This is a genomic window from Thiohalorhabdus sp. (assembly GCF_036628635.1).
Taxonomy (GTDB): Bacteria; Pseudomonadota; Gammaproteobacteria; order Thiohalorhabdales; family Thiohalorhabdaceae; genus Thiohalorhabdus.
In genome coordinates, this window is record NZ_JAZKRM010000029.1 from 1 (window position 1) to 26,783 (window position 26,783).

Genomic DNA, 26,783 nt, shown 5'->3' on the forward strand with positions numbered 1-26,783 from the left:
GGTCTACGGCGAGCGCGCCAGCAGCGACCGGCTGGTGAGCGGGCTCCGCTACGCCCAGCAGCAGGCGCTGTCGCGGAACCGGTTCGTCCGGGTCCAGATCGGCCAGCCGAGCCCCGCCCGTTTCCGCTTCCATTATTGCTCCGCAGACGTACCCGATCCGGCAAGCTGCCCGGACTGGCATGTGCTTTCGCCGCCCACGACGGAGCAAGGTTTCTGGGAGCTCGCCGGGGGCCTCCAGTTCGCGCCGTCACCGCCTACGATTTATTTCGACGCTTTGGGCCGCAGCGTCGATGGCTCCGGATCGGTCGATGGGCCTACGCCTATTCCTTTGGAAGGCGGCGATGTGACGATAACCGTGGAAGGGGAGACCGGTTTTGCCCATGGCGCCTGAAGCCAGGGATTCCCGGGAGGCTCCGGGCGCCGCTTGCCAGCGGGGTCTTACCCTGATCGAGCTGGTCGTGACCATCGTGGTGATCGGGATTGCCGCCTCGGCCGTCATGCTCATGCTCGCCCAAGGCTTTCGCGGCAGCGTCGATCCCCAGCTGCGCATCAAGGCTGTGGAGCTGGGTCAATCCTACATGGACGAGATCTTCTCCAAGCCCTGGGACGAAAAGTCCCCCCGGGGCGGCGGCTGCGTCCGGCCCAGCGGGGCGACCAACTGCGGCTCCGGGCCCAACGCCGTCTGCCCGGGGACCGGCGATTGCGGACCCGACGCCGGGGAAGGGCGGGGTACCTTTGACGATGTGGACGACTACCAAAATCTCGAGGAGGGCAGCGCTTGCGGCTACGGCGCCGATCTGCGGGACGCCTCGGGGAACACCCGTCGCGGCCGGTACGACGGTTTCTGTGTGGCGGTGACCGTGGCCACCGGGGTTGGCGGCGAGCTGCAGGACGTGGCCGCCGATGACGCCAAGCGCATCGATATCGCCGTGACCGGGCCCCGTGACCTGACCACCACCTTCACCGCCTACCGGTTGAATTTTTGATGCGGCTGGCGCTTCGCTCGCGGTCCGAGGGCTTCACCATGGTGGAGCTGGTGGTGGTAATCGTTCTGATCGGCATCCTCGCCGTCGTCGGCGCCAACCTTATCGGCAATTTCGTGGGCGGCTATGTGGACGCCAGCGAGCGCCAGGAGCTGGCCTCGGCCGGGCGAATCGCCGTGGAGCGCGCCACCCGCGAGCTGCGACGGGCCGTTCCCAATTCCGTGCTTTGTCCCGCCGCCGGCTGCAGCCAGGTGTCCCGGATCGCGGTCCTGCGCGCGGCCACCGGCGGTCGCTACGTGGCCACCGGGCCCGCTGACTCCCGACTCCAGATCAACCGCGACGGCGACCGTTTCGAGGCCTACGGGCTGGTGGGGCTGGCCGCCAGCCACGACCTGGTGGTCTATCCCCAGAACGCCTCCCCCCTCTACGGGACCGCCACCGATGACGACAATCCGCGCTCCCGGATGGGGACCGTAACCGACCTGAGCAGCGGCAATGAGGTTCGCCACCGCATCGACCTCGACGCTGCCGATTCATTCCCCCGGCATTCGCCGAGTCGACGTATCTACGGGGTGGATAAAGTGGTGGCCCTGTGCTGCGATACGGCTAATAACCGGGTCCGGCTGGGTATCGGGGAGCTGGAGGAACCGTTGGGGACCACGCCCGGCCATTTCTGCAACGAGGCCAATAGCGGTGTGTCGGTCCACCTCCTGGCGGATCGGGTGTCCCAGTGCGATATCACCTATGTCCCCGCTACCCTGACCCGTTCGGCAATCGTCCGGCTGTTCCTCCAGTTCCGGAGCCCGGAAGCGGGGGAGACGGTGGATTTCCTGCAGGAGGTCCAGATCCGGAATGTCCCCTGATACCAAGAGCGAGCGCGGCGTAGGCCTGATCGCGGCGGTTTTCGTGATCGTGGTCCTGGCCATGCTAGGCACCGCCTTGGTGCGCATCGCCACCACCGAGCAAAGCGCCGTCTCCCGGGAGATGGCCTCGGCTTATGCCTTCCAGGCCGGGGAATCGGTGGCCCAGTGGGGCCTGTACCAGCTCATCGCCCGGGGAAACTCCACCTTCGGCGGGGTTCAGCCGCTTACGGCCCCGGTGAACGGTTTGGCCGCCTGCGGGGATTCGCGGGTGGACAGCATCCAGCTCAACGGTCTGGAGCAATTCGGGACGGTGCTCACACCGGGGGGATCCAAAGACCTGTTCCGGTTCGGGGCGGTGGGGGTGTGCTTCCCCGGAACCCCGGAGGCGACCCGCCGGCGCCTGGAGGTGCGGTTCCAGAACTGAGCGCACTGGCCGCAGGGCGGTTTCGAGGGACGGTGGGGAGGCGCCTGGGGACAGGGGCCTGGGGCCGCTCCATAGGGCGAGGAAGCAGGGCGCGGCCAGGGGGAAACGGCGAGGTCCATGGCTTGCGCCAGACTGCCGAGGCGCTGATCCTGGGCAAGGAGGGCAGCCCCATGGCGACGGGCCAGAATGGCGTACTGGCGGTCATAGACGGGGTGCTCCCGCCGGCCGGCTTCCAGGAGGGCCTCGTGGACGAGGTTTTCGTCCCCTTCGAGGTGGTTGGCCAAGGGGAGTCCCTCCGCCAGCCGGCTCTGGGCTTCGGTGGGCTCAAGCCAGCCCTGGCGCAGGTACTTCCACAGGGCGTTGCCGAGCTCCGCGGTGAAGAGGCGTGGGGCCAGCACCAGCGGGGCGGCCTCCAGGGGCGCCATCAAGGCATGGGCGTCCCGGGTCCGCATGACGATGTGGACGGCGTTCGAGGCGTCGATAACGAGGCGGGCGCTCAACCCTCGCGATCCTCCCGGATCAGCTCCTCCGGGGAGGGTTTGAGGTCCCTGTCCGTAGTTGCCTCGGCGCCGATGCGGCCAAGGGTGCAGAGGCGGGGCCCTCGACTTTCCAGCTCCGGGAGCCGCGCCAGGTCGTGGACCGCCTGCTGCGCCAGGCTGCGATGTGCCCGCTCGGCGCGGAGGGCGAGGGCCTGATAAACGTCTTCGGAACGGGAGGAAGCCCATGCAGCAGCTTGAGGCGGAAGGCGGTGCCGGGATCCCGGAGTGGGAGCGACTGCTCGGGGAGGCACCGGTCGGGGTCCTGTGCTTCGGCGCGGAAGGGGAGGTCCTCCGGATCTCCCCCAGCCTCGAGCAGTGGCTGGGAATGGATGCGGAGCACTGGCTGGGCCGGCCGTTTGCCGAGCTGGCCGGCCATCCGCGTCTGGGGCGGTGTGTGGAGCCGCTCCTGTACGGCAGGGAAGAGGCGAGCCTGGTGGACTGTATCGATGATCGCTGGCTGCGGCTCACCGGCCAGGAGGTGCGCTAGGAGGACGGGGTCTGCTGGGCCGTCTACGCCACCGACGTGACCGCCGAGATGGAGCAGCTGGAGCGCCTCCGCCGGGAATCGGAGCACGACCCCCTCACCGGCCTGCTCAACCGCCGCGGGTTCCGCCGGGCCTTCCGCCGGTACCTGCAGGGGTCGTTCGCCACGGCCTGCCGCTGGCGGTGGTCTACCTGGACCTGGACGACTTCAAGGCCGTCAACGATCGCCTCGGCCATGAAGCCGGGGATGCCATCCTGGGGGAGCTCGGGCGGCTTTTGGCCGAAAACACCCGGGAGGAGGACGTCGCTGCCCGCTACGGGGGCGAGGAGTTCACCCTGGTTCTGCCCTTCACCGGCCGCGAGGGCGCCCGGGCCAAGGCCGAGGAGCTGCGGGCATTGGTGGCCGACCACCCCTTCCCGGCGGGAAGCGGCTCGGTCGCGGCTCAGCTCACCGTGAGCGCCGGCGTGGCGTATCTCGAGGAAGAGGAGGAAGCCGAGGCCCGGGCGGACATGGAGGCCCTGGCCGAAAGCCTGCTCCGGGCCGCCGACGACCACCTGTACGCCGCCAAGGCCGCCGGCAAGAACCGGGTGCCGGCCGGGAGCTGAGGGCCCGACGGTCCCGGTGGGAGCGGGTCCGGAAGGGGAAGGCAGACGGACCAGCGCCGGTATCGGCTGCGGCCGTTGGTCTGAGACGCCCCAGTTTGGCGGGCCGCGCCACCTGGCCGTTTTGGCAGCCCCGCCAAGTTGCGGATGCCCAGCCGGGCTCGGGATCGAGGGGCTTTCAAATGGCCCTCGAGCAAGCCTCGACGACACGGGCCTTTGCCTTTACCCAGGCCTTCTTCGCGGCCGAGACGGCGGTGCAGTGGGGGCTGTATCAGGTGATCGCGCAGGGCAATTCCACTTCCTTGCCCAACGGGGGCTTGGTTTTCAAGGATAGTGACGCAGCGCCGGCCGGCCTAGCTAATTGCGACAAGGAGACAGGGACGCTCCATACCGACCTGAGCACTCCTGATCATCATATGGGCACACCCCTACCATCAGTGCTCCTTTAGAGCTATACCGGTTCCAGGTGAAAGGCGTCTGCTATTCGGGCAGCATTGAGGAGGCTCAGCGACAGGTGGAGGTGCGTTTTGGGGACCGCTAAGGCGGAAAAAAATTGGGGTACTAGAGCCGCTTGGCTGCTTGTGGCGGTTGGGCTCTCTTTAGTGTCCGGAATAGCGATGGCAGCCCCCTTCGTTGGGTCCGGGACAGGCCTGACCGGGGACTACTGCAACCGGGACAGCAGTAACTACGATGTGCCTTGCGACAACAATCCGGACGTCACCCGCATTGACGATACCGTCGACTTCTCGAACGGGGACAGTGGTTGGCCCGCTTCCGGGGTCGATGGCGATACCTTTAGCGTGCGCTGGACCGGCCAGATCCAGGCCCAGTACACCGAAGATTACCGTATCCACACCATATCCGATGACGGCATCCGGGTGTGGATCGACGGCCAACTGGTCATCGACAACTACACCCTCCACGACGACACTGAGAACATCAGTTCCCCCATTTCCCTGACTCGCGGTCAGAAGTACGACATCGAGATCGAGTACTTCGAGAACACCGGCGAGCAGGATGCCCGGCTACTTTGGTCCAGCCCCTCCACCGCCCCCCAGAGCAATCCGGAGGTGGTACCGAAAACCCAGCTATACCCCACCACCAGTGACCTGCTGGTGGATTACCGTATGGAGGCCGATGGCTGGGATGGCACCACCGATGAAGTTCAGGACAATACCGGCAATGGCCGCCATGGCACCGCAGCCGGCGACGCCACAACGGCAGGCGGCAAACCCGCCATCGGTGGCGACCCCGGGACCTGCCGCTATGGCACCTTCGGTGGCAGCGGGGATTACCTTGAGGATGGCGACGCCAGCAGTTACCTGGCCGGGAAGACAGCCATCACGGTCATGGCCTGGGTTCGCAATACCGACGCGATCGGTAACGATCGCGGAGTCTTCACCACCGCTGCGCCCGATAACCAGGATAACCGCTTTGGCCTGCGCTATGATGCCCAGGGGGCCACAACGGGTAACAGCGATCTGATCAAGGCCAGCATCAATACCGATGCCTGCGGCGATGGCGGCGATTGCCTCCAGGTGGAGACCGAGAGTGGTCTCCAGGTCCAGGATCAGTGGCAGCACGTAGCCATGACCTGGGCCAGCGGCGAGAAGATCCGGGTGTTCGTGAACGGCAGCGAGGTCCAGACCACGGTGACCGGCTCCGGCATCGGGGTGCACGACGGCAGCCTGGACGGCATCGACTTTCTGCGCGCAGGCCAGGGACCGAAGTCCGGCAATCCCTCGGCCGATTGGCAGGGGCAAATTGACGAGTTCCGGGTTTACGATCAGGCATTGAGCGAATCCGAAATCCAAAATGCCAAGGATCAAACCCACCCCTGCCAGCCTAGCGGTGGCCCGTTGGCCTATTACACCATCGACGCCCTGGCCGACGACACCGGCGGTCAGGTGGTCGACGACTCTGGCAATGGCAATACCGGCCAGACCGTGGGCGGGGCGGTAGGTACTACCATCGCCGAGGGTAGGGTTTGCAGCGCCGTGGAAATTCCGGGCAACACATCCACCGGCGAGCAGGACGCGGTGGACACCGGGATCGATGTCGACGGCGATTTGGGCAATAGTGGTTCCATCAACTTCTGGTACTACGCCAACACCCGCTGGTCCGAGCCGGATGAGGACCGCCAACTGCTCGATGCCTCCACCACCGCCAATGGCCAGAAGTACTTTTTCTTGGCTTTGCATGATGGATTTCCTGGAGGCGGTCCCCCGGGGCCTGGCGGTCCCCCGGGGCCTGGCGGTGGGCCAGGGGGGCGCCTGCAGTTCGGTCTGGAGGACAGCAGCGACGACGATTTTACCCTAGACACGAACCGCTTCGACTTTGCGGGCGGCACCTGGCACCACATCGGCGTCACCTGGGACTTCGGTGCCGATGTTATGGCCATCTACGTGGACGGCAGCCTGGCCGCCAGCCAGAGCATAAGCTCCAACGGCGCCAGCGGCGACTTCGACACCCTATATCTGGGCGACAACCGCAGCGGGTACTCCTTCAGGGCCTCCAACCCCAACTCGGCCGACGGGCGCATCGATGAGGTCAGGGTCTATGAACGCGCCATCGACCAGGCCCAGATGCAGGCGGACATGAATGCCACCCACGCCTGCGGGGGTCCCGACCACTTCGAGCTCAGCCCCGACGGCGCAGGCATCAACTGCCGGCCGGAGCCGATCACCTTCACCGCAGTGGATGCCTCCGGCAATTCGGTCACCGGTTATACCGGCACCGTGGATGTGACCACCACCACCGGCAACGGTAGCTGGAGCCTGAACACCGGCGGCGGTACCCTGAGCGATGGCACCGCGGACGACGGCGCGGCCAGCTACAGCTTCGTCAGCGGCGACAACGGCGAGGTCGTACTTGACCTGGAGGACACCCACCAGGAGACCCTCAACATCGATGCCACCGACGGCACGGTAACCGACGACGACACCGAGGGCGACATCACCTTCCGCCCCTACGGCTTCGAGGCCAGCCCGGAGCCCATCCCCACCCAGATCGCCGGGCGCAGCTTCGACTGGACCCTGACGGCGGTGGGCGAGCTGCCCAGCGATCCGGGCTGCAATGTCATCGAGGAGTATGACGGCAGCCGGAATCTCAAATTCTGGTTCGATTACGAGGATCCCGCAAGCGGCACCCGGCAGGTCACGGTGGACGGCACCAGCATCGCGGCCTCGGAGGGCGCGGCCTCGGTGCAGACGGTGTCCTTTACCGACGGGCAGGCGACGGTACCCGTCAACTATCTCGATGCAGGCGAGCTCCAGCTCCACGTTAAGGACGACACCGGGATCAGTGAGCCTCCCGCCGGCTCGGGGGACGAGATCGTCGGCGGCTCCTCCCCGTTCGTATGGCGGCCCTTCGGCTTCCACATCGCCGCCGCCGGCAATCCCGGGGCGACCGGCCCCGGCGGCGGTGCCCTGGGGCCTGCGGGCACGGACTTCAAGGTGGAGGTTTCGGCAGTTGGCTGGGCGAGCGGCGACGACGGCAACGGCCATGGGAACCCCGATGGCTATGGCAACGACGATCCCACGGATAATGCCTCCCTGGCCCCCTCGGGGGACAACGCGGTACTGCCCAATTTCGGTAGCGAGTCCACCAGCGAGTCGGTGACCCTGACCAGCAACCTTTGGCTTCCCGATCCCGGCCAGCGGGACCCTGCGCTTGCCGGGAGCACCGGCATTTCGGCTGCGGCTTTCCAAGATTCCGGCAACATTGGCCCGGGCCAGGCCAGTACCCAGATTCGGTATGACGAGGTGGGCATCATCGAGCTGCGCACCGACCTCGACTCCGGGGCCTACCTGGGATCGGGCAGCAATGTGCTCGGCCGCTCTGGGCCGGTGGGCCGTTTCTATCCCGATCACTTCCAGGTGGACAGCAGCAACCTAACCAACCGGGTCAACCGGGCGGCGGCGAGCGGCGAGCCGTTCACCTACCTCGGGGAGACCTTCCGGGCGACCTTCGGCCTGTCGGCCCGCAACGGGGGTGGGACCGTCACCCAGAACTATGAGGGCGCCTTCGCCTACCTCGACCCCACCAGCCTCACCGATTTCGGGGTGGACGCCTACGGCAAGGGTGGCTTCGTTTCCCTCGGGGGTCGCCTGTCGGGGAGTGCCAGTGGCAGCTTCGGTCTCGGCACCGCCAACATCGATGCCGATCTTCAGGTGAGTCGCACCGGCACGCCGGAGGAGCCTTTCGATCCGCTGCGCACCGGCATCGCGCCCCAGGACGACGATGGCGTGACCCTGCAGGCGGCGGCCCTCGACGATGTGGACGGCGACGGCAACGGCGACTTCGAGGTGGTGGCACAGCCCGAGCTGGTCTATGGCCGGCTGGTGGTGGAAAACGCCTATGGCCCGGAGACCGCCGACCTGCCGGTGCCGGTGACCGCCCAGCGTTACGAGGGCGGTCAGTTCCGGCTGGAGGATCGGGACAGCGCCACCCCTCTTGGCAGCGCCCGCATCACCCTGACCGATCCGCCGGCCGACGGTCTGGCCGCCGGGGACACGGGCATCGAATCTGTCAACGATCCGCTCGCCGCGGGCAAGGGCGGGTTGGTTCTGACCGCTCCCGGCGCGGGCAATTACGGCCAGATTACGGTGACCGCGGATGCCCTGAACTTTTTGGAGTTCGATTTCGACAACAACGGCACTATCGCCGACCCTACCGGCATCGCCACTTTTGGGCGTTATCGGGGGGATGACCGCATCTTGTATTGGCGCGAGGTGTTCCAATAGGCGGGAGGATACTGCCGGTCCGTGAGGTAGTGGGCTTGGTGCCCCCCAATGGACTCGCTGCTTCCCCTTTTGCCATGCAGGACTGATTGCCTTATTTTGTCCCTGGCAGGTCTTGGGGGGACCGATAGGACGCCCTCCCAAATCCCATCCGGCGCAGGAGTCGGCCCTGAAACTGCCGCGGTTGCGAAAAAAGCGGGGTAAGCGGTTCGCGCTTGTGGCCGTGGATGTCCGCGCCGAGGCCATCTTCCTGGCGGGGCTCGCCGGCACCGCCGAACAGCCCCGGCTCTCCCTCTTTCAGCAGATCCCCCGGGAGCGCGGCGCGGAAGCTTCCCCATCCTCCCTTGCCGAGGAGCTGGCCCCGCCGGTCGAGGCCAACGACCTGGAAGGCGCCCCCACCTCCACGCTCCTCTACCGGCCCGATATCAATTTCATTCTCACCGAGGCGCCGGACGTGGCCCGGGCTGAGTGGCGCTCGGCCCTGCGCTGGCGGGTCCGGGACCTGCTCGATTTCCCGGCGGACCAGGCGGTAATCGACGCCTTCCCCGTGCCCATCCAGCCCTCCGGCGAGGGACCGCAGGCCTTCGTGGTGGCAGCGCGCCAGGACACCGTCCGGGAACGTGTTACCCAGCTGAGCGAGGCGGGCCTCGACGCCCGGTTCGTTGACATCCCGGACATGGCCCACCGCAACCTGGCTTGGCTGCTGCCCGAGCCCGCCTACGGCACCTGCCTGGTAATCCTGGACGAGCGCAGCTCGCTGATCAGCATTACCAAGGGTGGGGAGCTCACCTTCTGCCGCCAGATCGGCCTGGAGGTCGGCCAGGAGCTGAACCGGGTCGCCGAGGAGCTCGGTGTCGAGCCGGAGGAGGCCCAGCGCCAGCGGGTGGAGGACGGTCTGGCTGCCGGAGGCAGCGAGCCGGAGGGCGGGCAGCTCGGCGGACCGACCAACGAGGAGCTGGCCCTGGAGGAAGAGGGGGAGGCGACCGCCCCGTCCACGGCCCTGACCGATTTCGCCGACCGCTTGGCGCTGGAGATCCAGCGCTCGCTCGATTATTACGATTCCCGCTTCCGGCAGGCCGCCATTCAGAAGATCTACCTGGGCGGGGAAGGGGCCCGGATCCAGGGGCTTGAGGCGTACCTGGAAGAAGCGCTTGGTATCGCCTTCGAGTTCTTCCACCCCTTGGACTATCTCCAGGCCGAGGCCCCTATCGCCGATCATCGGGGGGAGGTGGGCTTCCCGGTCCACGAGGGGATACTGGCGATCGGGGCGGGGCTGCGCATGCTGGATCCGGGAACCGCCTGAATGGAGCAGATCAACCTCAATCGCCCCGAGCTCTGGCCTCGGCCGACCCCTTTCGCCGCCCGCACCATGGCGGTCCTGCTGGCGGTGCTGGTGGCCGCTTTGGTGGGCCTCTACGTCTACCAGAGCTACCGCGTGGACCGGCAGCGCCAGGCCCTCCAGGCGGCCGAAGACCAGCGGGACCGGGTGCAAAAAGAGCTCCAGGCGGCCGAGGAGGCCCATCGGCAGCGCCGGGAGCAGCTGGAGGCCCTCCGCGCCGACGTGGCCGACCTGAAGGAGCGGATTGCCGCCTTCCGGGAAGCGGAGCAGGCCCTGCGCACGCGACTGGAGGCCGCCGGCAGCAAGGGCGAGCTGGTGCGCGCCCTGGGGCGGGCGCGAGCCCAGCAGGACGGGGTCTGGCTGACCCGGTTCCGGCTGGCAGGGGTCAATCCCGTCCGTCTGCGGTTGGAGGGCAGGGCCGATCCGCCCGAGGCCATCCCCCGGTACCTGCAGGCGGTTGTGGCCCAGAAGCCCTATAGCGGCGGCTCCTTCCGGGATCTGAAAGCGAATGCGCCGGAGGACGGGCCCGGCGGCGGCGAGGTCCTGACCTTCCATAGCGAGGCGGCCTTCCCGGTGGTCCAGGAGAACGGCCAATGATCCGTTGGCTGGCCGGAATCCGGGATTGGCTCGATGCCCGCCAGCTTCGCGAGCGGCTGCTGCTGTTCGCGGCGGTCGCGGCGGTCCTGGCGGTGGCTGGCTACGAGGGGCTGATCCGGCCGGCCCTGGAGCGGGAGGCGGAGCTGGAGCGACAAACCCGGCAGGTCAAGCAGGAGACGGCGGGGTACCGGAGCCGCCTGAAGGAGCTGACCGGGACCGACTTCCAGGAGGAGCGCACCCGTCTCCGGGACCGGACCGAGAAGCTCCGCGAGCGGCTGGCAGGTCGCCGGGAGGCCCTCGGGGAGAAGGTCGGGCGGTTTATTCGTCCCGACCGCCTCATGGCCTTCTTCGAGGACCTACTCCTCGCCCGGGAGCCCAGCAGCATCAGTGTGCGGCGGGTGGAGAGCCTGGCCCGGGAGCCGGTGGAGCTGGCCGGGGGGAAGGAAGGGGGGCCGGAAATCGGCCTGAACCGCAAGGGGGTGGCAGTGACCTACCACGGCACCTTCGAGGAGACCGTGGGCTTTCTGGACCGGATCGAGGGCCTTGACTGGGCCATCCAGGTCACCAAGCTGGACTATACCGTGCTAGGGTACCCCCGGGCCAAGGTGGCTCTGACCGCCCATACCTATGTCCTGGAGTCCCCGGAGGGCGGCCTTGACTAGCGGCAGCGACGGCGCCCGGGCCCTGCTGATGGCCGTTGTCCTGGGGCTGGCCTTTGATGCCGAAGGCGTGACCGCCGGGGGTCCGGACTGGGTGGACCCGACGCGGCCGCCGAGCGGGTCGGGCCCGGGTGGCGGCCCGGGGGCCAGTGGCAGCGAGGAGCCGGCCGGGGCCGGGCTGGACCTAGATTCCATCCTGGTCGGCGAGGGCCGGCGGGTGGCCGTGATCGACGGCCGGCCCTACCGGGTCGGTGACACGGTGGGCTCGCTGACGGTGACCAACATCTACCGCGACCGCGTTGTGCTGAAGGGGAAGGGGGGAACCCGGATCCTGCGGTTGACCATGTCCTCCGGAATGAAAAAGGCCCCGAGCCCTTGATGCGACAGGTCTTGCCCATTGCCTTGATGCTCGCCTTGGTTGTCGGCTGCGCTTCCTCCGGCGAGGAGGCCGCTCCCGGGCCCGCAGCTGAGGGCGACGGCCCGGGCAAAGATGGCGGCGAGGAAGCCAAAGGCAGTAAGCCATCCACTCTCGAGGAGGCCAGCGTCCCGCCCCTCCAGGCCTCCCCGCCGCCCGCGGAAAGCCAGAGGGACGAGGCCAAGCGCTTCGACATCTCCGCGCGGGGGGTGCCCATCCGGGATGTCCTGCTGGGCCTGGTCGAGGGCACCGACTACAGCGTGGTCATCGATTCCAAGGTGAAGGGCGAGGTCACCCTCAACTTGCGACAGGTTAGCGTCCCCGATGCCATGGACTATCTGTCGCGGACCTACGGCTACGGTATCGAGCGCATCAACAAACGATTCCTGGTGCGTCCGGCCAAGCTTCAGACCCGAGTCTTTAATGTTAATTACCTGGACAGCACCCGGGAAGGCAACAGCCAGACCCGGGTAAGCTCGGGACAGGTTACTCAGACCTCCACCGAAGGCGAAGGTGGCGGCGGAGGTGGCGGTTCGCAGACGGAGATCGTCGGCAGCGAGGTAAAGACCGAAACCAGCTCGGCGTTCTGGCCGGAGCTACGGGGCGGGCTGGAAACCATTCTCCAAGGAGGGCGGAGCGACCAGGAGAAGCTCGTCCTCCATCCGGGGGCCGGTGTGGTGTTGGTTCGGGCCATGCCTCAAACCCTGCACGACGTGGCCGACTACCTGCAGGCGGTGGAAGGGGGCAGCCACCGCCAGGTGGTCATCGAGGCCAAGGTGATCGATGTCCAGCTCAACGAGGCCAACGAAACCGGCATCAACTGGTCTAGCCTGGGTCGGGCCGGGGAAGCCTACATCGCTTCCAGCATGATCGGTACCGACCTCGATAACCAAGGCACCGATGAGCAGGCCCTGTCCTTTAGCGGGGGCTCCCCAACCCTCCTGCCGCAGCTCCAGGGGGTCGATCCCGGGGGGTTCTTCTCGGCTGCGGTTTCCCTCGACAATTTCTCGGCCATGGTCAATCTGCTGTCATCCCAGGGCGACGTTAACGTCCTGTCCAGCCCCCGAGTGGCTACCGTCAACAACCAGAAGGCGGTGATCAAGGTGGGCACCGACGAGTTCTTCCTGACCGATGTCGAGCTGCGCAATACCGGGACCGCGGCCACCGCTACCACCCAGCAAAACTTCGATGTCGAGCTGACCCCCTTCTTCGATGGCATATCCCTGGACGTTACCCCCTCCATCAATGGCGAGGGCATGGTGACCATGCATGTCCACCCCTCGGTGACCGATGTCAGCTCCCAGCAGAAGCAGTTTCAGTTCAGCCAGGACCAGGTGTTCTCCTTCCCGCTGGCCAAAAGCGATGTCCGGGAGAGCGACACCATCGTCCGGGCCCAGGACGGCCAGATCGTGGTCATCGGGGGTCTGATGCAGGAGTCCACCACCGATAACCAGACCAAGGTGCCCCTTCTGGGCGACATCCCCCTCCTGGGCGGGCTTTTCCGGCACAGCAGCACGGAGAAGGTCAAGCGCGAGCTGGTAATCCTGTTGCGGCCGCGGGTGATCTACGGCAGCGAGGTGGAGGCCGAGCGCAGGGAGAAGCTGCAGGAGCTTTGGGAAGAGGGACTGCAGATCTCCGGATCCCGCAACTGACCCACGGGAGATGGCCTTGTATCGGGACTTCTTGGGGCTGAACAGCGACCCGTTCTCTTTGACCCCGGATTCGGAGTTCTTCTTCAGCGATCGGATCCGTCAGGAGGCTCTGAACACCCTGCTCTACGGGGTCCGCTCCGGTGAGGGCTTCATCAAGGTTGTGGGCGAGGTCGGCACGGGCAAGACCACTCTGTGCCGCCAATTCCTCCGTGCCATTGCCGACGAGGCGGAAACCGCCTACATCCTGGATCCCCTCCTGCGCGGCGACGAGCTTCTCCGGACCGTGGCCCGGGAGCTGGGACTGGATCCCGAGGGCCAGGATCAGCAGGAACTGCTGGCGGCGGTTCGGGCCTTCATGCTCGAAACCTGGGAGAAAGGTCGACCGGTGGTTCTCCTGGTGGATGAGGCCCAGGCTTTGCCGCTTGAGACCCTGGAGCAGCTGCGCCTGCTTTCCAACTTGGAGACCGAGAAGGCCAAACTCCTCCGCATTGTCCTGGTGGGCCAGCCCGAGCTCAATGTCCGCCTGCGGGAGCCTTCCATCCGCCAGCTGCGCCAGCGAATTGTCTATTCCTACACGCTAGGTCCCCTTTCCCGGAAAGACCTGGGCAGTTACCTCCAGTACCGCATGCGAATAGCGGGTCATCAGGGCGGTCTGGTATTCCGGCCTGGGGCGGTTCGAGTCCTTTACCGGGGAAGCGGCGGCGTGCTGCGACTGGTCAATATCCTGGCCCACAAGGCCCTGCTCGCCGCTTATGGGGAGGGCCAGCCGCAAGTCCGTCGCCGCCACGTCAAGGCTGCCGTTCGGGACACCGAGGCCGCTAAAGGCGTGGCCTTGCTAGCCCGGTTTTCGCCCGCCCTTATGGCGGCCCAATCCGCTGCCGCGAGCACCGGGCTGGCTCCGTTTGCGACGGGGATGCTATGAGTCTCATTAACGAGGTCCTGCGCAAGCTGGACCAGGCGCCGGGCGCTCCGGAGTTCGCCCCCCCTCCCTACCAGCTTCAACCGGCTCGTGGCCAGGGGTATGCCTCAAGGTGGTGGGTTCTGGTTGCGGTGGCGTTATTTATCCTCGGTGCTGTTGCGGGGAGCGCCCTCTGGTGGGTCTGGCCCTCGCCCCAAGCCTCTTCCGAGCCCGCCCCGGCCCAACAGCAGCGCGCTCAGGCGGAGCCCCAGCCCAGGCCCGGGGCCCAAGCTCCTAAGCAGGGACCGGTTGAGAAACCCGGGCAGGGGCCGGATTCCGGCGACGAGACATCCCCAGGGCCCGCCGATGACCAACCCCCCCTGGAGGTGGCGCTGCCGCCTATGCAGGAGAAAAACGCCCGGGTCCGGGCCGAGCCACCCCAACCCGCCTCATCGGGGGAGGTAGAAGCTTCCGCGTCGCCGCCGGTCAAGCGGCCCCGAACCGAGCCCCGCAAGGTAGCTCTGGCTCCCGGGTCGAAGCGCCAGCTGGCGAAAGCCGGATCCCCGAGCGGGAGCCCGGAATCGCACGTATCCTCCGGATCCGAGGGCTCAGCCGAAAGTGGGGGAAATGGCTCCCGGATGCGGGTGGAGGTCCCCGAGTCCTGGCAGCAGCAGCGCCGGGCCGAGGAGCTAGCCGGCTCCGGCTACCGCGCGCTCGCCGGCGAGCGCTACCGTGAGGCCGTTGAGCGGCTTAGCGAGGCTCGTCGGCTGGTCCCGGAGCGGACCGACGTGGCCAACAACCTGGCCCTGGCCCAGTGGCAGGCGGGAAGCCCAGAAGAGGCCATCCGAACGCTCACCGGGGGCCTCCAGGAGCATCCCGCGAATCCCCGAATGGCCCAGAACCTGGCGCATTTCCTGCTGCGCCGTGACAACGAGTCGGTGCGGGAAGAGGGCATGAAAGTCCTGACCCGTGCCCTCGAGGAGCAGGAGCGCCTCCATCTGTATGCCTTGGTGGGTACCCTTTATCGGAAAATGGGCAGGCCCCCTCAGGCAATCAGCATCTACCGTTCCGGGATCGCGCGCCACGGTGCCCATTGGCGGCTCCTGGTCGGGCTCGGGCTCGCCCTGGAGGCCGACGGCCAGAAGGCCAGAGCGGCGGAGGTCTATCGCCGGGTGCAAAAGGAGCTTCCGGAGGGCCAAAGGTCGCTCCGCAAGTCCGTGGAAGCCCGTCTCGAAGACCTTCCCGCCGGTAGCCGCAATTGACACCATGCCCCAGGCATGGTTTGGTTTGCGCCTTCCAACCCGCATCGGTTGCAAGGCACACTGATAGTCTGGCCGGGACAGGACCGACCTGTCTCGCCGTCGTGCGTGCCAGCCCCATACTTATCCGGCCGCCAAGAAGGGACCGTTTTGGCGATGAACCGCTGGCTCCTCCCTCAGGGGATCGAGGACGTCCTCCCGGAACGCGCCGAGGCCGTCGAGGGCCTCCGTCGCCGTGTGCTGGACGTTTATCACCGCTGGGGCTATGCCCTAGTCATGCCACCGGAAGTGGAATTCCTGGATTCCCTGCTAACCGGTGTCGGCGGGGACCTAGACCTGCGCACCCTCAAGGTAGTGGATCAGGCCAGCGGCCGCCTGATGGGCTTTCGCGCCGACATGACCCCCCAGGTGGCCCGGGTGGACGCCCATCGCATGCCGGAGGACGGGCCCAGCCGCCTTTGCTATGCCGGCCCCGTGCTGCGCGCCCACCCCGACAATTACGGCAGCTCCCGGGCCCCGCTGCAGGTGGGTGCCGAGGTCTTCGGGGTCGCCTCACCCAGCGCCGATGCCGAAATCATCGGCCTCATGGCGGCCACCCTGAGTGAGGTGGGCATCCGGGATTTCATCTTGGATATGGGTCACGTCGGCCTGTACCGGGCCTTGACCCGGGATCTCGGCCTGGATGGGGACCGCGGCGCGGACCTGAGAGAGGCGATTCGGCGCAAGGACACCCGTGCTGTTGCCGAGGTGCTGGCCAATGTGGAAATCACGCCGGGACGCCGGGAGGCCCTAATGAGGCTTCCCACCCTGCACGGCGGCCCGGATGTTCTGGAAACGGCCCGCTCCTCCTGCGGGGTGAACGAGGAAGCCCGCGCGGCCCTCGCGGAGCTGGGGGAGCTGGTGGAGCGGCTGGGCCGGCGGGATCTGGCCGACAACCTCAGCTTCGACCTGGGCGAGGTGCGCGGCTACGACTACCATACGGGTCCGGTATTCGCCGCCTTCGTGGCCGGTCAGGGCGATGCCGTCCTTCGCGGGGGCCGTTACGACGGCATCGGCGCCGCCTTCGGTCGGAGCCGGCCGGCCACCGGCATGAGCGGTGACCTCAAGCAGCTCGCCGAGCTCATGCCGCTTCCCCCCTCCCAGCCCCAAGGGGTCCTGGCTCCGCTCGAAGGCACCGGCGAGCTGCAACGAGCCATCCAGAGCCTGCGCGCCCAGGGGGTCCGGGTCGTGCAGTGTCTGGAGGCAGAATCCGACCGGGATCTCGGGGAGCAGGCCCGCCGCCTGGGCTGCGCCCAGGTCCTCGAATACGACGAGCACCACGGCTGGCGTGCCCAGCCCGTGGATACCGAGGAATAAGCGCAGGTACCCGCATGGACCAGAACGTACTGATTGTCGGCACCCAGTGGGGTGACGAGGGCAAGGGCAAGATCGTTGACCTCCTGACGGAGAGGGCCGATGTTGTGGTGCGCTTCCAGGGTGGCCATAACGCAGGGCACACTCTGGTTATCGGCGGCGAGACCACCGTCCTCCATCTGATCCCTTCCGGTATACTGCACCCCGGCGTGGAATGCTTGATCGGCAACGGCTTGGTGCTCGAGCCCGAGGCCCTGTTGGAGGAGGTGAGCCAGCTCGAGGCGGCCGGCCACGATGTGCGCGGCCGGCTTTTCGTCTCCTCCGCTTGCCCGCTCATCCTGCCCCATCACCACCTTTTGGACGGTGCCCGGGAGGCCGCCCGGGGCAGCCAGAAAATCGGCACCACCGGGCGCGGCATCGGGCCCGCCTACGAGGACAAGGTGGCGCGGCGTGCCATCCGAGTGGCCGATCTGTATCACCGTGAGGTTCTGGCGGCCAAGCTGGGCGAGGCCCTGGACTACCACAATTTCGTCCTGGGGCAATTCTTCGGGGCGGAAACGGTGGACTTCCAGGCCACCCTGGACCGGCTGCGTGGCCTGGCCGAGCGGCTCCGGCCTTTCGTGGCGGACACGGTGGGCCGCCTGGAGGGGCACCGGCAGGCAGGCCGGCGCATCCTGTTCGAGGGCGCCCAGGGCACGGGGCTGGACGTGGATCACGGCACTTACCCGTACGTCACCTCCTCCAACACTGTCGCCGGGGCCGCTAGCACCGGGGCGGGTGTGGGTCCAGTGGGGCTGGGGACCGTGGTGGGGGTTACCAAGGCCTACACTACCCGGGTCGGAGCCGGGCCCTTTCCCACCGAGTTGGACGATGAAGACGCCGAGCACCTGGCCACTCGCGGTGGCGAGTTCGGGGCCACCACCGGGAGGGCCCGGCGGTGCGGGTGGTTCGACGCCGTGGCACTGAGGCGTTCGGTGATCCTGAGCGGCGTCCATCAACTGTGCGTAACCAAGCTGGACGTGCTCGACGGCCTGGACCGGATCCAGATCTGTACCGGCTACCGGTGCCAGGGGGAGTACCAGTCGACGCCGCCGGTGGGTGCCGAGGAGCTGTCCACCTGCGAGCCCGTCTACGAGGAGCTTCCGGGCTGGATTGAGAGCACCTCCGGGGCCCGATCGCGGCAAGAACTGCCGGCCAATGCCAACGCCTACCTGGACAGGCTTGCCGAGCTGACTGGGGTGCCTATGGCCATGATTTCCACCGGTCCGGACCGCGAGGAGACCGTTCTTTTGGAGGATCCTTTCGGTGGCTGACACCAGGCCCAATGGGCCTACCCCCGGCTGGCGATGAACGGTTCCCCTGGAGCCCCCGACCGGGCCTGCCAGGGAAAAACGGATAGCGCGAGCCGGGGTGGGCGACGGCAAGGGGCGGTGCCTGGATGCCCCGGGGAACCGGGCTTTCTCTGCACCAAAGGGCATTGTCGGCTATAGCGGCGATGATCCGAGCCTGGCGCCCCTTGCCCTGGAGGAGCGATTGCCGGCTTTCACGCGTTACCCTGATAAAACCTGATAAAAAGGGACAGTCGCGGGTCTTAAACACGCCCTCTACATTCAAGCCCCCTCTCTACCTGAGGACCCGGAACGCCGCAGAATGGATCCTTCCCATAAAGGGCGGCTGATTCAACCCCATACATTAAGGCTGGGTCAATGACGAGATTCGACGAAGATCCCTATCAGGACCGGGAAGCGGAGCGCTACGAGAAGCCCATTCCCAGCCGGGAATACATCCTGAATTTCCTGCGCGAGAGCACCTCCGCCCCCGTATCCGAGGAATTCCTGGCCGAAAGCCTGGAGCTCACCGAGGACGAGGAAAAAACCGGTCTCAATCGGCGCCTGCGGGCCATGGAGCGCGACGGTCAGGTTATCCGGACGCGGCGCAACCTCTACGGCCTGCCCGAGCGCATGGACCTGGTCAAGGGCAAGGTCAAGGCGCATCCCGACGGCTTCGGCTTCCTCCTCCCGGAAGACAAGGAGCAGAAGGACCTGTTCCTGTCGCCGCGGGAGATGCGCCAGGTGCTCAATGGCGACAAGGTGGTAGCCCGGGTTTCCGGCTATGACAAGCGGGGTCGGCCCGAGGGCACCATCGTTCGCGTGGTGGAGCGGGGCCAGGAAAAGGTGGTAGGACGCCTTGAGGAGGAGGACGGCGTCTACTTCGTGGTTCCCGACGAAAGTCGGGTCACCCAGAACATCCTGGTCCCGCCGGGGGAGGATGGCGGGGCGAGCAAGGGGGAGTACGTAACGGCGCAGATCATCCACCAGCCAACGCCCAAGCGCCAGCCCACCGGCCGCGTCATCGAGATCCTCGGTGGTCAGCTGACTACCGAGGTGGAGACGGAGATCGTGCTGCGCAAGCACGAGATCCCGCACGACTGGCCCGATGAGGTGGTCGGCGAGGCGGAGGCGAAGTCCCAGAGCGTGGCGCCGGAGGACATCGGTGATCGCGAGGACCTGCGAGCCCTGCCCCTGGTCACCATCGACGGCGCCGACGCCAAGGACTTCGACGACGCCGTGTTCGCCGAAAAGGCCGGCGACGGGTTCCGGCTGATCGTGGCCATCGCCGATGTCTCCACCTATGTAACGCCCAACTCCCCCCTGGACAAGGAAGGCTACCACCGGGGCAACTCCACCTACCTGCCCAACCGGGTGGTGCCCATGTTGCCGGAGGCCCTGTCCAACGGCATCTGCTCCCTGAACCCCGCCGTGGATCGGCTGACCCTGGCCTGCGAGATGCATATCGACAGCCAGGGCCAAGTTGATCAGTACCGTTTCTTCGAAGCCGTCATGCATTCCCACGCGCGGCTCACCTATACCGAGGTGGCCGCCATGATGGAGGACCAGGACGCGGAGACGCGCACCCGGTACGAGCACATCCTGCCGCAGCTGGAGACCCTCTACGAGCTCTATGGGGTGCTGCACAAGGCCCGCGTCGAGCGCGGTGCCATCGAGTTCGAGGGTCTAGATACCGAGATCCTGTTCGGCGAGAACAATCAGATCGAGATGATCGTCCCCTACCAGCGCCGGGATGCGCACCGCCTGATTGAGGAGTGCATGCTTGCCGCCAACGAGAGCGCGGCCCGGCTGTTCGTGGAAAACGACGAGCCCAGTCTTTTCCGGGTCCACGAGCCGCCGACCGCGGAAAAGCTGGAGAACCTGCAGGACTTCCTGAAGACCATCGGGCTGGCTGAGCAGCTCGAGGACCCGCCCACTCCCCAATCCTTCAGCCAGGTCCTGCGCCAGGCCCGCCAGCGCCCCGACGCCCATCTGGTGGAGACGGTCATGCTGCGCTCCATGCAGCAGGCCCAGTACCGCCCCGAGCCGCTGGGCCATTTCGGGTTGGCCTACGACTACTACACCCATTTCACCTCGCCCATCCGGCGCTATCCCGACCTGGTGGTGCACCGGCGCATCAAGGACCTGCTTGCCGGACGTCGGGTGAAAGAGGGCAAGAAGGACGACTTCAAGGCCAATCTCGGCGCCATCGGCGAGCATACCTCGACCACCGAGCGCCGTTCGGAGCTCGCCGAGCGCGAGCTGGTGGATTGGCTCAAGTGCCAGTACATGCAGGACCATTTGGGCGAGGAGTACGACGGCGTCATCGCCGGGGTGACCGGGTTCGGGGTGTTCGCCGAGCTGTCCCCGATCCACATCGAGGGACTGATCCACATCACCAACCTCGACGACGATTACTACCACTTCGATTCGGTGCACCACCTGCTTAGGGGCGAACGGTCTGGACAAGTCTTCCAGCTCGGCGACCCCATCCGGGCCAAGGTCGCTCGAGTGGATGTGGACGCCCTCAAGATCGACCTGGCGCTGGTCAAGAACCCCGACGAAATGGGCGCCCACCGCGGCGAATCGGCCGAGGCCCCGGCGCAAGAGGACCAATGACTCCGCCATGAATTGGCCGGCTTTCGGCCCCGGGGCCGAGCTCTACGCCGTACTCGGCCACATCCTCACCGGGGCCTTCGTCTTGCTTATCCTGTCGGCCCGGGAGGAGACCCAGTCGCCCTTCGGCTGGATCCTGGCGGTGGTGCTTGTCCCGTGGCTGGCCGGTCCGGCTTACCTGATCTTTGGCGGTTACCGCGTGCGGCGGGTGGCCCGCCGCCGCGCACAGCGGGACCGTGCCTTCCTGCAGGCACTGCCGCGCGAGCTCGGCGGGCTTCCCCGTCCTCTACCCCCCGAGCGGACTTTTCTCAGTCCCCAGCGCGCCGTCCGCGAGGACTACCCCGACACTACCGGCAACCACGTGACGGTCTTCGGCCACGGCGAGGAAAAGTACGCCCGCCTGGAAGCCGACATCCGTGCCGCCCGTGACCATATTCTGCTGGCCTACTACGTCTGGGCCTTCGACACCACCGGTCGCTGGCTCCGGGACCTGCTGGTGGAAAAGGCCCGGGAAGGGGTGGAGGTGCGGGTCCTGTACGACGCCTGGGGCGCGGCCGCCGCCGGTTGGCTGCTGCGGCCGCTCAGACAGGCGGGCGGCCGGGTGCGGGCCTTCGCCCCGCTGCTGTCGCCCACGTCGGTGCTCGGCGCCAATCTGCGCAACCACCGCAAGATCGCCGTCATCGACGGCCGCATCGCCTACACCGGTGGTATCAACATCGGCGACGACTACCGGGGCCGTATTGGGGTGCGCCTGTGGAAGGACCTCCACCTGCGCATCGAGGGCCCGGTTACTCGCCAGATCATCTCGGTTTTCGCCAAGGACTGGCACTATGTTACCGGCGAGGCCCTTGTGGCTCAGCGCTACTATCCGCGCAGCGCCACCGATGGTCCCAGTGTCTGCCGGGTCCTGCCCTCGGGGCCGGGCCAGTACTGGCGGGCTTTCCACGAGACCGTATTCAACGCCATCACCTCCGCTAGCGATTGGGTGCAGGTGGTAACCCCTTATTACGTCCCCGATCAGGCCATGCAGATGGCCCTGGCCAGTGCCGCCCGGCGCGGGGTGCGGGTGCGCATGCTGGCTCCTCGCCATAACAATCATCCCCTTGTGGCTGCCGCCAGCAATTCCTTCTTTCACGAGCTGCTGGCGGCGGGGGTGGAGATCTACCGCAGCCACGAGGGCATGATTCATGGAAAACAGGTCACCGTGGACGGCAGTTGGGCCACGGTGGGTTCGGCCAACCTGGACTCCCGCTCTTTCTACCTCAACTACGAGCTCAACCTCATCCTCCAGGATCAAGGACCCATCAACACCCTGGCTCGGCTGTTCGAGGAGGAGCTGCGCACGGCGGAGCGGGTGACCCTGGAGGCGTTCCAGCAGCGGCCGGCCTGGAAGCACAGCTTCGAGGGTCTGGCGCGGACGCTGGCGCCGATGCTGTGAGGAGTGAGGGGGTGAGGAGTGAGGCGTGAGGCGTGAGGCGTGAGGCGTAACGGCCGCGTCAACGGCTTATCCGCAGATGGCGCAGATGGCCGCAGATGAAAAACGGCCAACGAAGGTCTGGACCGCTGCAGCCATACAGCCGGGTCGGAGCCGATTGAGGCGGTTCGGCGCAGGTATAACCCTCTTGCCCGGATATTGGTTTCATCTGCGTGCATCTGTGTCATCTGCGGATAACGCTTTTCCCCCGAAACGGACGGCCATGACCGACGACGCCGAATACCTCTACGGCATCCACAGCGTGGCGGCGGCCTTGGCCGAGGGGACCGAGCTAGCCGAGGTGCGCATCGCCAAGGGCTTCCACGGCAAGCGCCTGGCCCGGCTGGAAGCCGACGCCAAGGCCGCGGGCGTGCGCGTGCGCCGCGTTCCCCGCGAGGACCTCGACCGCCGCAGCGGCGGTGCCCGCCACCAGGGTGTACTGGCGCGGGTCGCCGCGGTGGCCCTGTGGGACGAGGACCGGCTCCGCGAGCGCCTCGACAAGCTCGCCGAGACCCCGCTCCTGCTCTTGCTCGACGGGGTAACCGACCCGCGCAACCTGGGCGCCTGCTTGCGCAGCGCCGATGCCGTCGGGGTGCACGCCGTGGTCGTCCCCCGCGACCGCTGCGCGCCGCTGAATCCCGCCGCCCGCAAGGTGGCCAGCGGCGCCGCCGAAACCGTCCCCGTGGCCGCCGTAGCCAATTTGGCCCGGGCCATGGACGCCCTGAAGGAACGCGGCATCTTTCTTCTGGGCACCAGCGACGCCGGCAATACCCCCTGGTACCGCGCCGACGCCACCGGCCCTACCGGCTGGGTCCTGGGCGCCGAAGGCGAGGGCATGCGCGCCCTCACCGCCAAGAAGTGCGATGCCCTGGTCCGGATCCCCATGGCCGGGACGGTTTCCAGCCTCAACGTCGCCGTGGCCACCGGGGTGGTGCTGTTCGAGACGGTCCGGCAGCGGCACGGCGCGGGCTAACCGCCAAGGACGCCAAGCACGCCAAGCACGCCAAAAAACCGCAGACCTTTCGGAAAAATCGGCTTGGGTTAGGAGCGGTCTCCAGGCCGCTCCTAACCGTGCCAGGGCCAATATCCAGTCCCATTGCCGCCGTTCTTGGCGTCCTTGGCGGTTAGCCCCAGACTGCCTTGGCGATCCGCCCGCCTTCGCCTATAATGAGAACGTAAAGAGAACATTTGGGCGAAGGAGGCTGCCATGGGCGCTGCGCGCGATATCGCATCACTGGTCCTGCCCGATCTGCCGGTGGCCCTGGTTCGGCGCCGGGATCCCGCTCTGCGCGGGCGGCCGGTGGCAGTGGCGCGGGGCAAGGCGGTGGTAGCGGCCTCCGCCGAGGCGCGCGCCGAGGGCGTGGCGCCCGGTGCTGCGGCGGCGCGGGCGCGCGGGCGGGCGACGGTGGTGCCGCTGGACACCGAGGCCATGGGACGGCTGCGCCGGGAGCTGGGGCAGGTGCTCAACCGTTACACCCCGCGCCTGGAGATCGAGAGCAGCGGCGCCTGGTATCTGGACCTGAGCGAGACCCGGGACTACTGGCAGCGAGCGCCGGTGGACCTGCTGGCCCGGGCCGTGACCGAGGTGGACGCCGATCTCGACCTGCCCGCGGCCGGGGCCGTGGCCAGTGGCAAGGCGGTGGCGCGCATGGCCGCGGCCCACGACGGCGAGGCGGTGACCGAGGTCCCCCTAGGCGACGAGGCGGCCCATCTGCGCGACTACCCGATAGCGGTGCTCCCGGAGGCCGGGCGCGAGCAGCGGGCGCGACTGGAGCGGCTGGGCATGCGGCGGCTGGGCGACGTGGCCGCGGTGCCACAGGCCCAGATGGAGGCCGCCTTCGGCCGCCGCGGGCGCTGGTGGCACCAGTGGAGCCGTGGCGTGGACCCGCGCCCAGTGGCCACGTGGCGCGGCGACCTGGAGGCGGGGGACGACTGGCAAGTGGGGGTGGGCCTGGGCGGCAGCCAGCAGTCGCCGGCGGCGGTAGGCCCGGCCCTGTTCGCCGCCGCCGAGCGCCTGGGCCGGCGCCTGCGGGACCGTGCCGAGGAGGCGGCGCGCCTCCAGCTCCTGCTCACCTATCGCGACGGCGCGGAGCGCTCGCGCCAGGCGCGCCTGGAGCCCACCGACCGCGACTTCGACCTCTACGAGGCCGCCGTCGCCCTGCTGGAGGCCGCCTGGGAGCGCCGTGTGGGCGCCCGCCGGGTGGCGGTGGCGGTGACCGAGCGCCGCGCCGGCGGCCAGGGCGAGCTGTTCCCCGAGCATACGGCCCACGACCGCCTGCTCGACCGGATCGACGCCGTGCGCGATCGCTTCGGCGACGGCGCCATCGGCTGGGGGCGGAGCTGGGCGGGGACGCCGTGATGCACGCCCCTCACCTGTGTGTCCATTCCCACTATTCCTTCTGTTGGGGCGTGGCCGGCCCCGAGGCCCTGGCGGAGGCAGCTGCGGGGCGGGGCATCGGCGCCCTGGCGCTCACCGACATCAATGGCGTCTACGGCGCCGTGCCCTTCTACCAAGCGGCCCGGGCCCAGGGCACCAAGCCTCTCATCGGCGCGCGCCTGGCCGAGGCGAATGCCGATCTCGGCTGCGTGGTGCTGGCGCGCGACTTCCCCGGCTATCAGGCGCTGTGCCGGCTGGTGACGGCCTACCGGCTGGGCGAGGACGAGTGGCGGGCCATCGCCGCCGAGGCCGCCCCCCACCTCTTCTTCCTGGCGGGCAGCCGTGAGTGGCTCGATGCCCTCGACGGCAGCGCCGTCCGCGCCGCCGGCAGCCTCTACGCCCGCCGGGTGCCCGCCGACCTGTGCCGCTCGCGCGCCGAGCGCCTCGGACGCGAGCGCCTGGCCCGCTACGCCCGCGCCCGCGGCATCCCCCCGGTGGCGAGCGGTGAAGTTACGTTCGTCGATCCCGAGGCCCACACCGCCCACCGCGTGCTGGCGGCCATGGGCGCGGGTACCACCCTGGCGCGCCTGCACCCGGCGGCCCACGCCCCGGCCAGCGCCACCCTGCGCGACGCCGATCACCTGCGCGCCGCCTTCGCCGGCGAGCGCGAGGCTTTCGCCAACGCCTGCCGCATCGCCAGCGGCTGCGCCGACGACATCCTGGCCCCGGCCCTGGGTACGCTGCGTTACCCGCCGGCGCCGCTGCCCGCCGACACCGACCCCGTCGAGGAGCTGCGTCGCCTGTGCCGCCGTGGGCTGGACTGGCGCTACGGCGAGGTCGTCCCCATCGCTGCCGGCCAGCGCCTGGAGCACGAGCTGACGGTCATCGGCGGCACCGGCTACGCCAGCTATTTCCTGGTAGCCGCGGACCTGGTGGACCGGGCCCGTGCGCGGGGCGTGCCCACCCTGGGCCGGGGCAGCGCCGCCGGCAGCCTGGTGGTCTATCTGCTCGGCCTGACCGCCGTGGACCCGCTCAAATACGGCCTGTCCTTCGAGCGCTTCATGGCCTTCGAGCGCGCCAATCCGCCGGACATCGACCTGGACTTCCCCTGGGACAGCCGCGAGGCCCTGGTGGCCGAGCTTTTCGCCGCCTACGGCGAGCACCGCGTGGCCATGGTGGGCGCCTTCACCACCTTCGAGGCGCGCGGCCTGGTGCAGGAAATCGGCGCCGCCCTGGGCCTGACCCGCGACGAGCTGGCGCGGTTGTCCAAGCGCCTGCCGCGCGTGCCCATCGCCGAGCTGCCCGGGGCGCTGGCCGAGCGGCCCACCGGCCTGGACCTCCACCCCGAGCGCGAGCCCCTGGCCACCATCCTGGGCGTGGGCCGCCACCTGGACGGGGTGCCCAAGGGCCTGTCCATGCACCCGTGCGGCCTGGTCATCGCCCCGGACCGGGTGGACAGCTGGGTGCCGGTGGAGCGCAGCGCCCAGGGACGGCGCACCACCCAGTTCAGCATGGACCCGGTGGAGGAGGTGGGCCTGATCAAGTTCGATCTCATCGGCAACCGGGCCCTGGGGATGGTGCGCGACACCGTGGCGGCGGTGGCGCAGCGCTACGGGGAAACGGTCGACTTCGACGCCTTCGACCCCTCCGGGGACCCGGCGGCCCGCGCCCTCATGGCCGAGGGCCGGACCCTGGGCTGCTTCTACGTGGAATCGCCCAGCAGCCGCCAGATCCTGCAGCGCCTGGACTGCCGGGACTTCGACACGGCGGTGGCGGCCACCAGCATTATCCGCCCCGGGGTCTCTCATGCCGGGGTGCTGGAGCACTACGTCGCCCGCCACCGCGGCGAAGAGGCGATCGACTACCCCCATCCGGCCCTGCGCGAGGTCCTGGCCGAGACCTACGGGGTGCTCATCTACCAGGAGCAGCTGCTGGCGGTGATGGAGGCCTTCGCCGGCATCCCGCCGGGAGAGGCCGACCAGGTGCGGCGGTCCCTGACCAAGAAGGGCAGCCACTGGCAGCCGCTGACCGCCTTCGAGGGGCGCTTCCGGGAGGGCGCCCGCGCCCGCGGGCACGACGAGGGCTCAATCGATCGGGTGTGGCGCCAGATCGCCAGCTTCGCCGGTTACAGCTTCTGCAAGTCCCACAGCGCCGCCTTCATCGTTGCCGCCTGGCAGGG

22 protein-coding genes are annotated in these 26,783 nt (G+C 68.0%); all 22 read left to right on the forward strand.

Features of this window, described 5'->3' with window-relative positions; genetic code table 11:
• The coding region (locus tag V5A19_RS09880) for a GspH/FimT family pseudopilin (RefSeq protein ID WP_332327776.1) at window positions 1-391 on the forward strand (391 nt) is incomplete at its 5' end.
• Window positions 381-986: a type II secretion system protein gene (locus V5A19_RS09885; RefSeq protein ID WP_332319013.1), complete on the forward strand. Its 606-nt coding sequence runs from the start codon at window positions 381-383 to the stop codon at window positions 984-986. The genes V5A19_RS09880 and V5A19_RS09885, both read left to right, overlap by 11 nt.
• Complete coding sequence (locus tag V5A19_RS09890) at window positions 986-1,846, forward strand: prepilin-type N-terminal cleavage/methylation domain-containing protein (RefSeq protein ID WP_332319012.1); 861 nt, start codon at window positions 986-988, stop codon at window positions 1,844-1,846. Before V5A19_RS09885 ends, V5A19_RS09890 begins: the two co-directional genes overlap by 1 nt.
• Window positions 1,836-2,270: a hypothetical protein gene (locus tag V5A19_RS09895; RefSeq protein ID WP_332319011.1), complete on the forward strand. Its 435-nt coding sequence runs from the start codon at window positions 1,836-1,838 to the stop codon at window positions 2,268-2,270. Before V5A19_RS09890 ends, V5A19_RS09895 begins: the two co-directional genes overlap by 11 nt.
• Before the next feature lie 723 nt (window positions 2,271-2,993).
• Window positions 2,994-3,296, forward strand: coding sequence for a PAS domain-containing protein (locus V5A19_RS09900; RefSeq protein WP_332319010.1), 303 nt, complete (start codon window positions 2,994-2,996; stop codon window positions 3,294-3,296).
• A 167-nt stretch (window positions 3,297-3,463) separates the two neighbouring features.
• Window positions 3,464-3,898, forward strand: coding sequence for a GGDEF domain-containing protein (locus tag V5A19_RS09905; protein ID WP_332327778.1), 435 nt, complete (start codon window positions 3,464-3,466; stop codon window positions 3,896-3,898).
• A gap of 179 nt (window positions 3,899-4,077) precedes the next feature.
• Complete coding sequence (locus V5A19_RS09910; RefSeq protein ID WP_332319009.1) at window positions 4,078-4,344, forward strand: hypothetical protein; 267 nt, start codon at window positions 4,078-4,080, stop codon at window positions 4,342-4,344.
• Window positions 4,345-4,512: 168 nt separating this feature from the next.
• Window positions 4,513-8,640: a DUF6701 domain-containing protein gene (locus tag V5A19_RS09915; RefSeq protein ID WP_332319008.1), complete on the forward strand. Its 4,128-nt coding sequence runs from the start codon at window positions 4,513-4,515 to the stop codon at window positions 8,638-8,640.
• Between the two features lie 214 nt (window positions 8,641-8,854).
• Window positions 8,855-9,940 (forward strand): pilus assembly protein PilM, encoded by a 1,086-nt coding sequence (pilM, locus tag V5A19_RS09920; protein ID WP_332319007.1) that lies wholly within the window; start codon window positions 8,855-8,857, stop codon window positions 9,938-9,940.
• Window positions 9,941-10,573 (forward strand): hypothetical protein, encoded by a 633-nt coding sequence (locus V5A19_RS09925; RefSeq protein WP_332319006.1) that lies wholly within the window; start codon window positions 9,941-9,943, stop codon window positions 10,571-10,573.
• Window positions 10,570-11,235 (forward strand): type II secretion system protein GspM, encoded by a 666-nt coding sequence (gene gspM, locus V5A19_RS09930; RefSeq protein ID WP_332319005.1) that lies wholly within the window; start codon window positions 10,570-10,572, stop codon window positions 11,233-11,235. The genes V5A19_RS09925 and gspM overlap by 4 nt, the downstream gene beginning before the upstream one ends.
• Window positions 11,228-11,611: a hypothetical protein gene (locus tag V5A19_RS09935; RefSeq protein WP_332319004.1), complete on the forward strand. Its 384-nt coding sequence runs from the start codon at window positions 11,228-11,230 to the stop codon at window positions 11,609-11,611. Before gspM ends, V5A19_RS09935 begins: the two co-directional genes overlap by 8 nt.
• Window positions 11,611-13,299 (forward strand): pilus (MSHA type) biogenesis protein MshL, encoded by a 1,689-nt coding sequence (gene mshL, locus V5A19_RS09940; protein ID WP_332319003.1) that lies wholly within the window; start codon window positions 11,611-11,613, stop codon window positions 13,297-13,299. Before V5A19_RS09935 ends, mshL begins: the two co-directional genes overlap by 1 nt.
• 16 nt (window positions 13,300-13,315) lie before the next feature.
• Complete coding sequence (locus tag V5A19_RS09945; protein WP_332319002.1) at window positions 13,316-14,221, forward strand: ExeA family protein; 906 nt, start codon at window positions 13,316-13,318, stop codon at window positions 14,219-14,221.
• 614 nt (window positions 14,222-14,835) lie between these two features.
• Entirely contained in the window at window positions 14,836-15,459 is a 624-nt protein-coding gene (locus V5A19_RS09950; protein ID WP_332319001.1) for a tetratricopeptide repeat protein, read from the forward strand.
• Window positions 15,460-15,612: 153 nt separating this feature from the next.
• Window positions 15,613-16,812 (forward strand): ATP phosphoribosyltransferase regulatory subunit, encoded by a 1,200-nt coding sequence (locus V5A19_RS09955; protein ID WP_332319000.1) that lies wholly within the window; start codon window positions 15,613-15,615, stop codon window positions 16,810-16,812.
• Window positions 16,813-16,826: 14 nt separating this feature from the next.
• Window positions 16,827-18,122, forward strand: a complete 1,296-nt coding sequence (locus tag V5A19_RS09960; protein WP_332318999.1) for an adenylosuccinate synthase — start codon at window positions 16,827-16,829, stop codon at window positions 18,120-18,122.
• A gap of 393 nt (window positions 18,123-18,515) precedes the next feature.
• Entirely contained in the window at window positions 18,516-20,756 is a 2,241-nt protein-coding gene (rnr, locus tag V5A19_RS09965; RefSeq protein WP_332318998.1) for a ribonuclease R, read from the forward strand.
• Window positions 20,757-20,763: 7 nt separating this feature from the next.
• On the forward strand, window positions 20,764-22,191 hold the full coding sequence (gene cls / locus V5A19_RS09970; RefSeq protein ID WP_332318997.1) for a cardiolipin synthase: 1,428 nt from the start codon (window positions 20,764-20,766) through the stop codon (window positions 22,189-22,191).
• Window positions 22,192-22,450: 259 nt separating this feature from the next.
• The gene (gene rlmB, locus V5A19_RS09975; protein WP_332318996.1) at window positions 22,451-23,200 is read left to right on the forward strand and encodes a 23S rRNA (guanosine(2251)-2'-O)-methyltransferase RlmB; all 750 of its coding nucleotides are present in this window, start codon (window positions 22,451-22,453) and stop codon (window positions 23,198-23,200) included.
• 234 nt (window positions 23,201-23,434) lie between these two features.
• The gene (locus V5A19_RS09980) at window positions 23,435-24,586 is read left to right on the forward strand and encodes a DNA polymerase Y family protein (RefSeq protein WP_332318995.1); all 1,152 of its coding nucleotides are present in this window, start codon (window positions 23,435-23,437) and stop codon (window positions 24,584-24,586) included.
• On the forward strand, window positions 24,586-26,783 hold a 2,198-nt coding region (locus tag V5A19_RS09985; protein ID WP_332327777.1), incomplete at its 3' end, for a PHP domain-containing protein. The genes V5A19_RS09980 and V5A19_RS09985, both read left to right, overlap by 1 nt.

What these genes read in the sequence shown, in the direction of transcription:
- V5A19_RS09885 (WP_332319013.1), top strand. Translation starts at nt 381, where the DNA reads ATGGCGCCTGAAGCCAGGGATTCCCGGGAGGCTCCGGGCGCCGCTTGC.
- V5A19_RS09890 (WP_332319012.1), top strand. Translation starts at nt 986, where the DNA reads ATGCGGCTGGCGCTTCGCTCGCGGTCCGAGGGCTTCACCATGGTGGAG.
- V5A19_RS09895 (WP_332319011.1), top strand. Translation starts at nt 1,836, where the DNA reads ATGTCCCCTGATACCAAGAGCGAGCGCGGCGTAGGCCTGATCGCGGCG.
- V5A19_RS09900 (WP_332319010.1), top strand. Translation starts at nt 2,994, where the DNA reads ATGCAGCAGCTTGAGGCGGAAGGCGGTGCCGGGATCCCGGAGTGGGAG.
- V5A19_RS09910 (WP_332319009.1), top strand. Translation starts at nt 4,078, where the DNA reads ATGGCCCTCGAGCAAGCCTCGACGACACGGGCCTTTGCCTTTACCCAG.
- V5A19_RS09915 (WP_332319008.1), top strand. Translation starts at nt 4,513, where the DNA reads ATGGCAGCCCCCTTCGTTGGGTCCGGGACAGGCCTGACCGGGGACTAC.
- V5A19_RS09925 (WP_332319006.1), top strand. Translation starts at nt 9,941, where the DNA reads ATGGAGCAGATCAACCTCAATCGCCCCGAGCTCTGGCCTCGGCCGACC.
- gspM (WP_332319005.1), top strand. Translation starts at nt 10,570, where the DNA reads ATGATCCGTTGGCTGGCCGGAATCCGGGATTGGCTCGATGCCCGCCAG.
- mshL (WP_332319003.1), top strand. Translation starts at nt 11,611, where the DNA reads ATGCGACAGGTCTTGCCCATTGCCTTGATGCTCGCCTTGGTTGTCGGC.
- V5A19_RS09950 (WP_332319001.1), top strand. Translation starts at nt 14,836, where the DNA reads ATGCGGGTGGAGGTCCCCGAGTCCTGGCAGCAGCAGCGCCGGGCCGAG.
- V5A19_RS09955 (WP_332319000.1), top strand. Translation starts at nt 15,613, where the DNA reads ATGAACCGCTGGCTCCTCCCTCAGGGGATCGAGGACGTCCTCCCGGAA.
- V5A19_RS09960 (WP_332318999.1), top strand. Translation starts at nt 16,827, where the DNA reads ATGGACCAGAACGTACTGATTGTCGGCACCCAGTGGGGTGACGAGGGC.
- rnr (WP_332318998.1), top strand. Translation starts at nt 18,516, where the DNA reads ATGACGAGATTCGACGAAGATCCCTATCAGGACCGGGAAGCGGAGCGC.
- cls (WP_332318997.1), top strand. Translation starts at nt 20,764, where the DNA reads ATGAATTGGCCGGCTTTCGGCCCCGGGGCCGAGCTCTACGCCGTACTC.
- rlmB (WP_332318996.1), top strand. Translation starts at nt 22,451, where the DNA reads ATGACCGACGACGCCGAATACCTCTACGGCATCCACAGCGTGGCGGCG.
- V5A19_RS09980 (WP_332318995.1), top strand. Translation starts at nt 23,435, where the DNA reads ATGGGCGCTGCGCGCGATATCGCATCACTGGTCCTGCCCGATCTGCCG.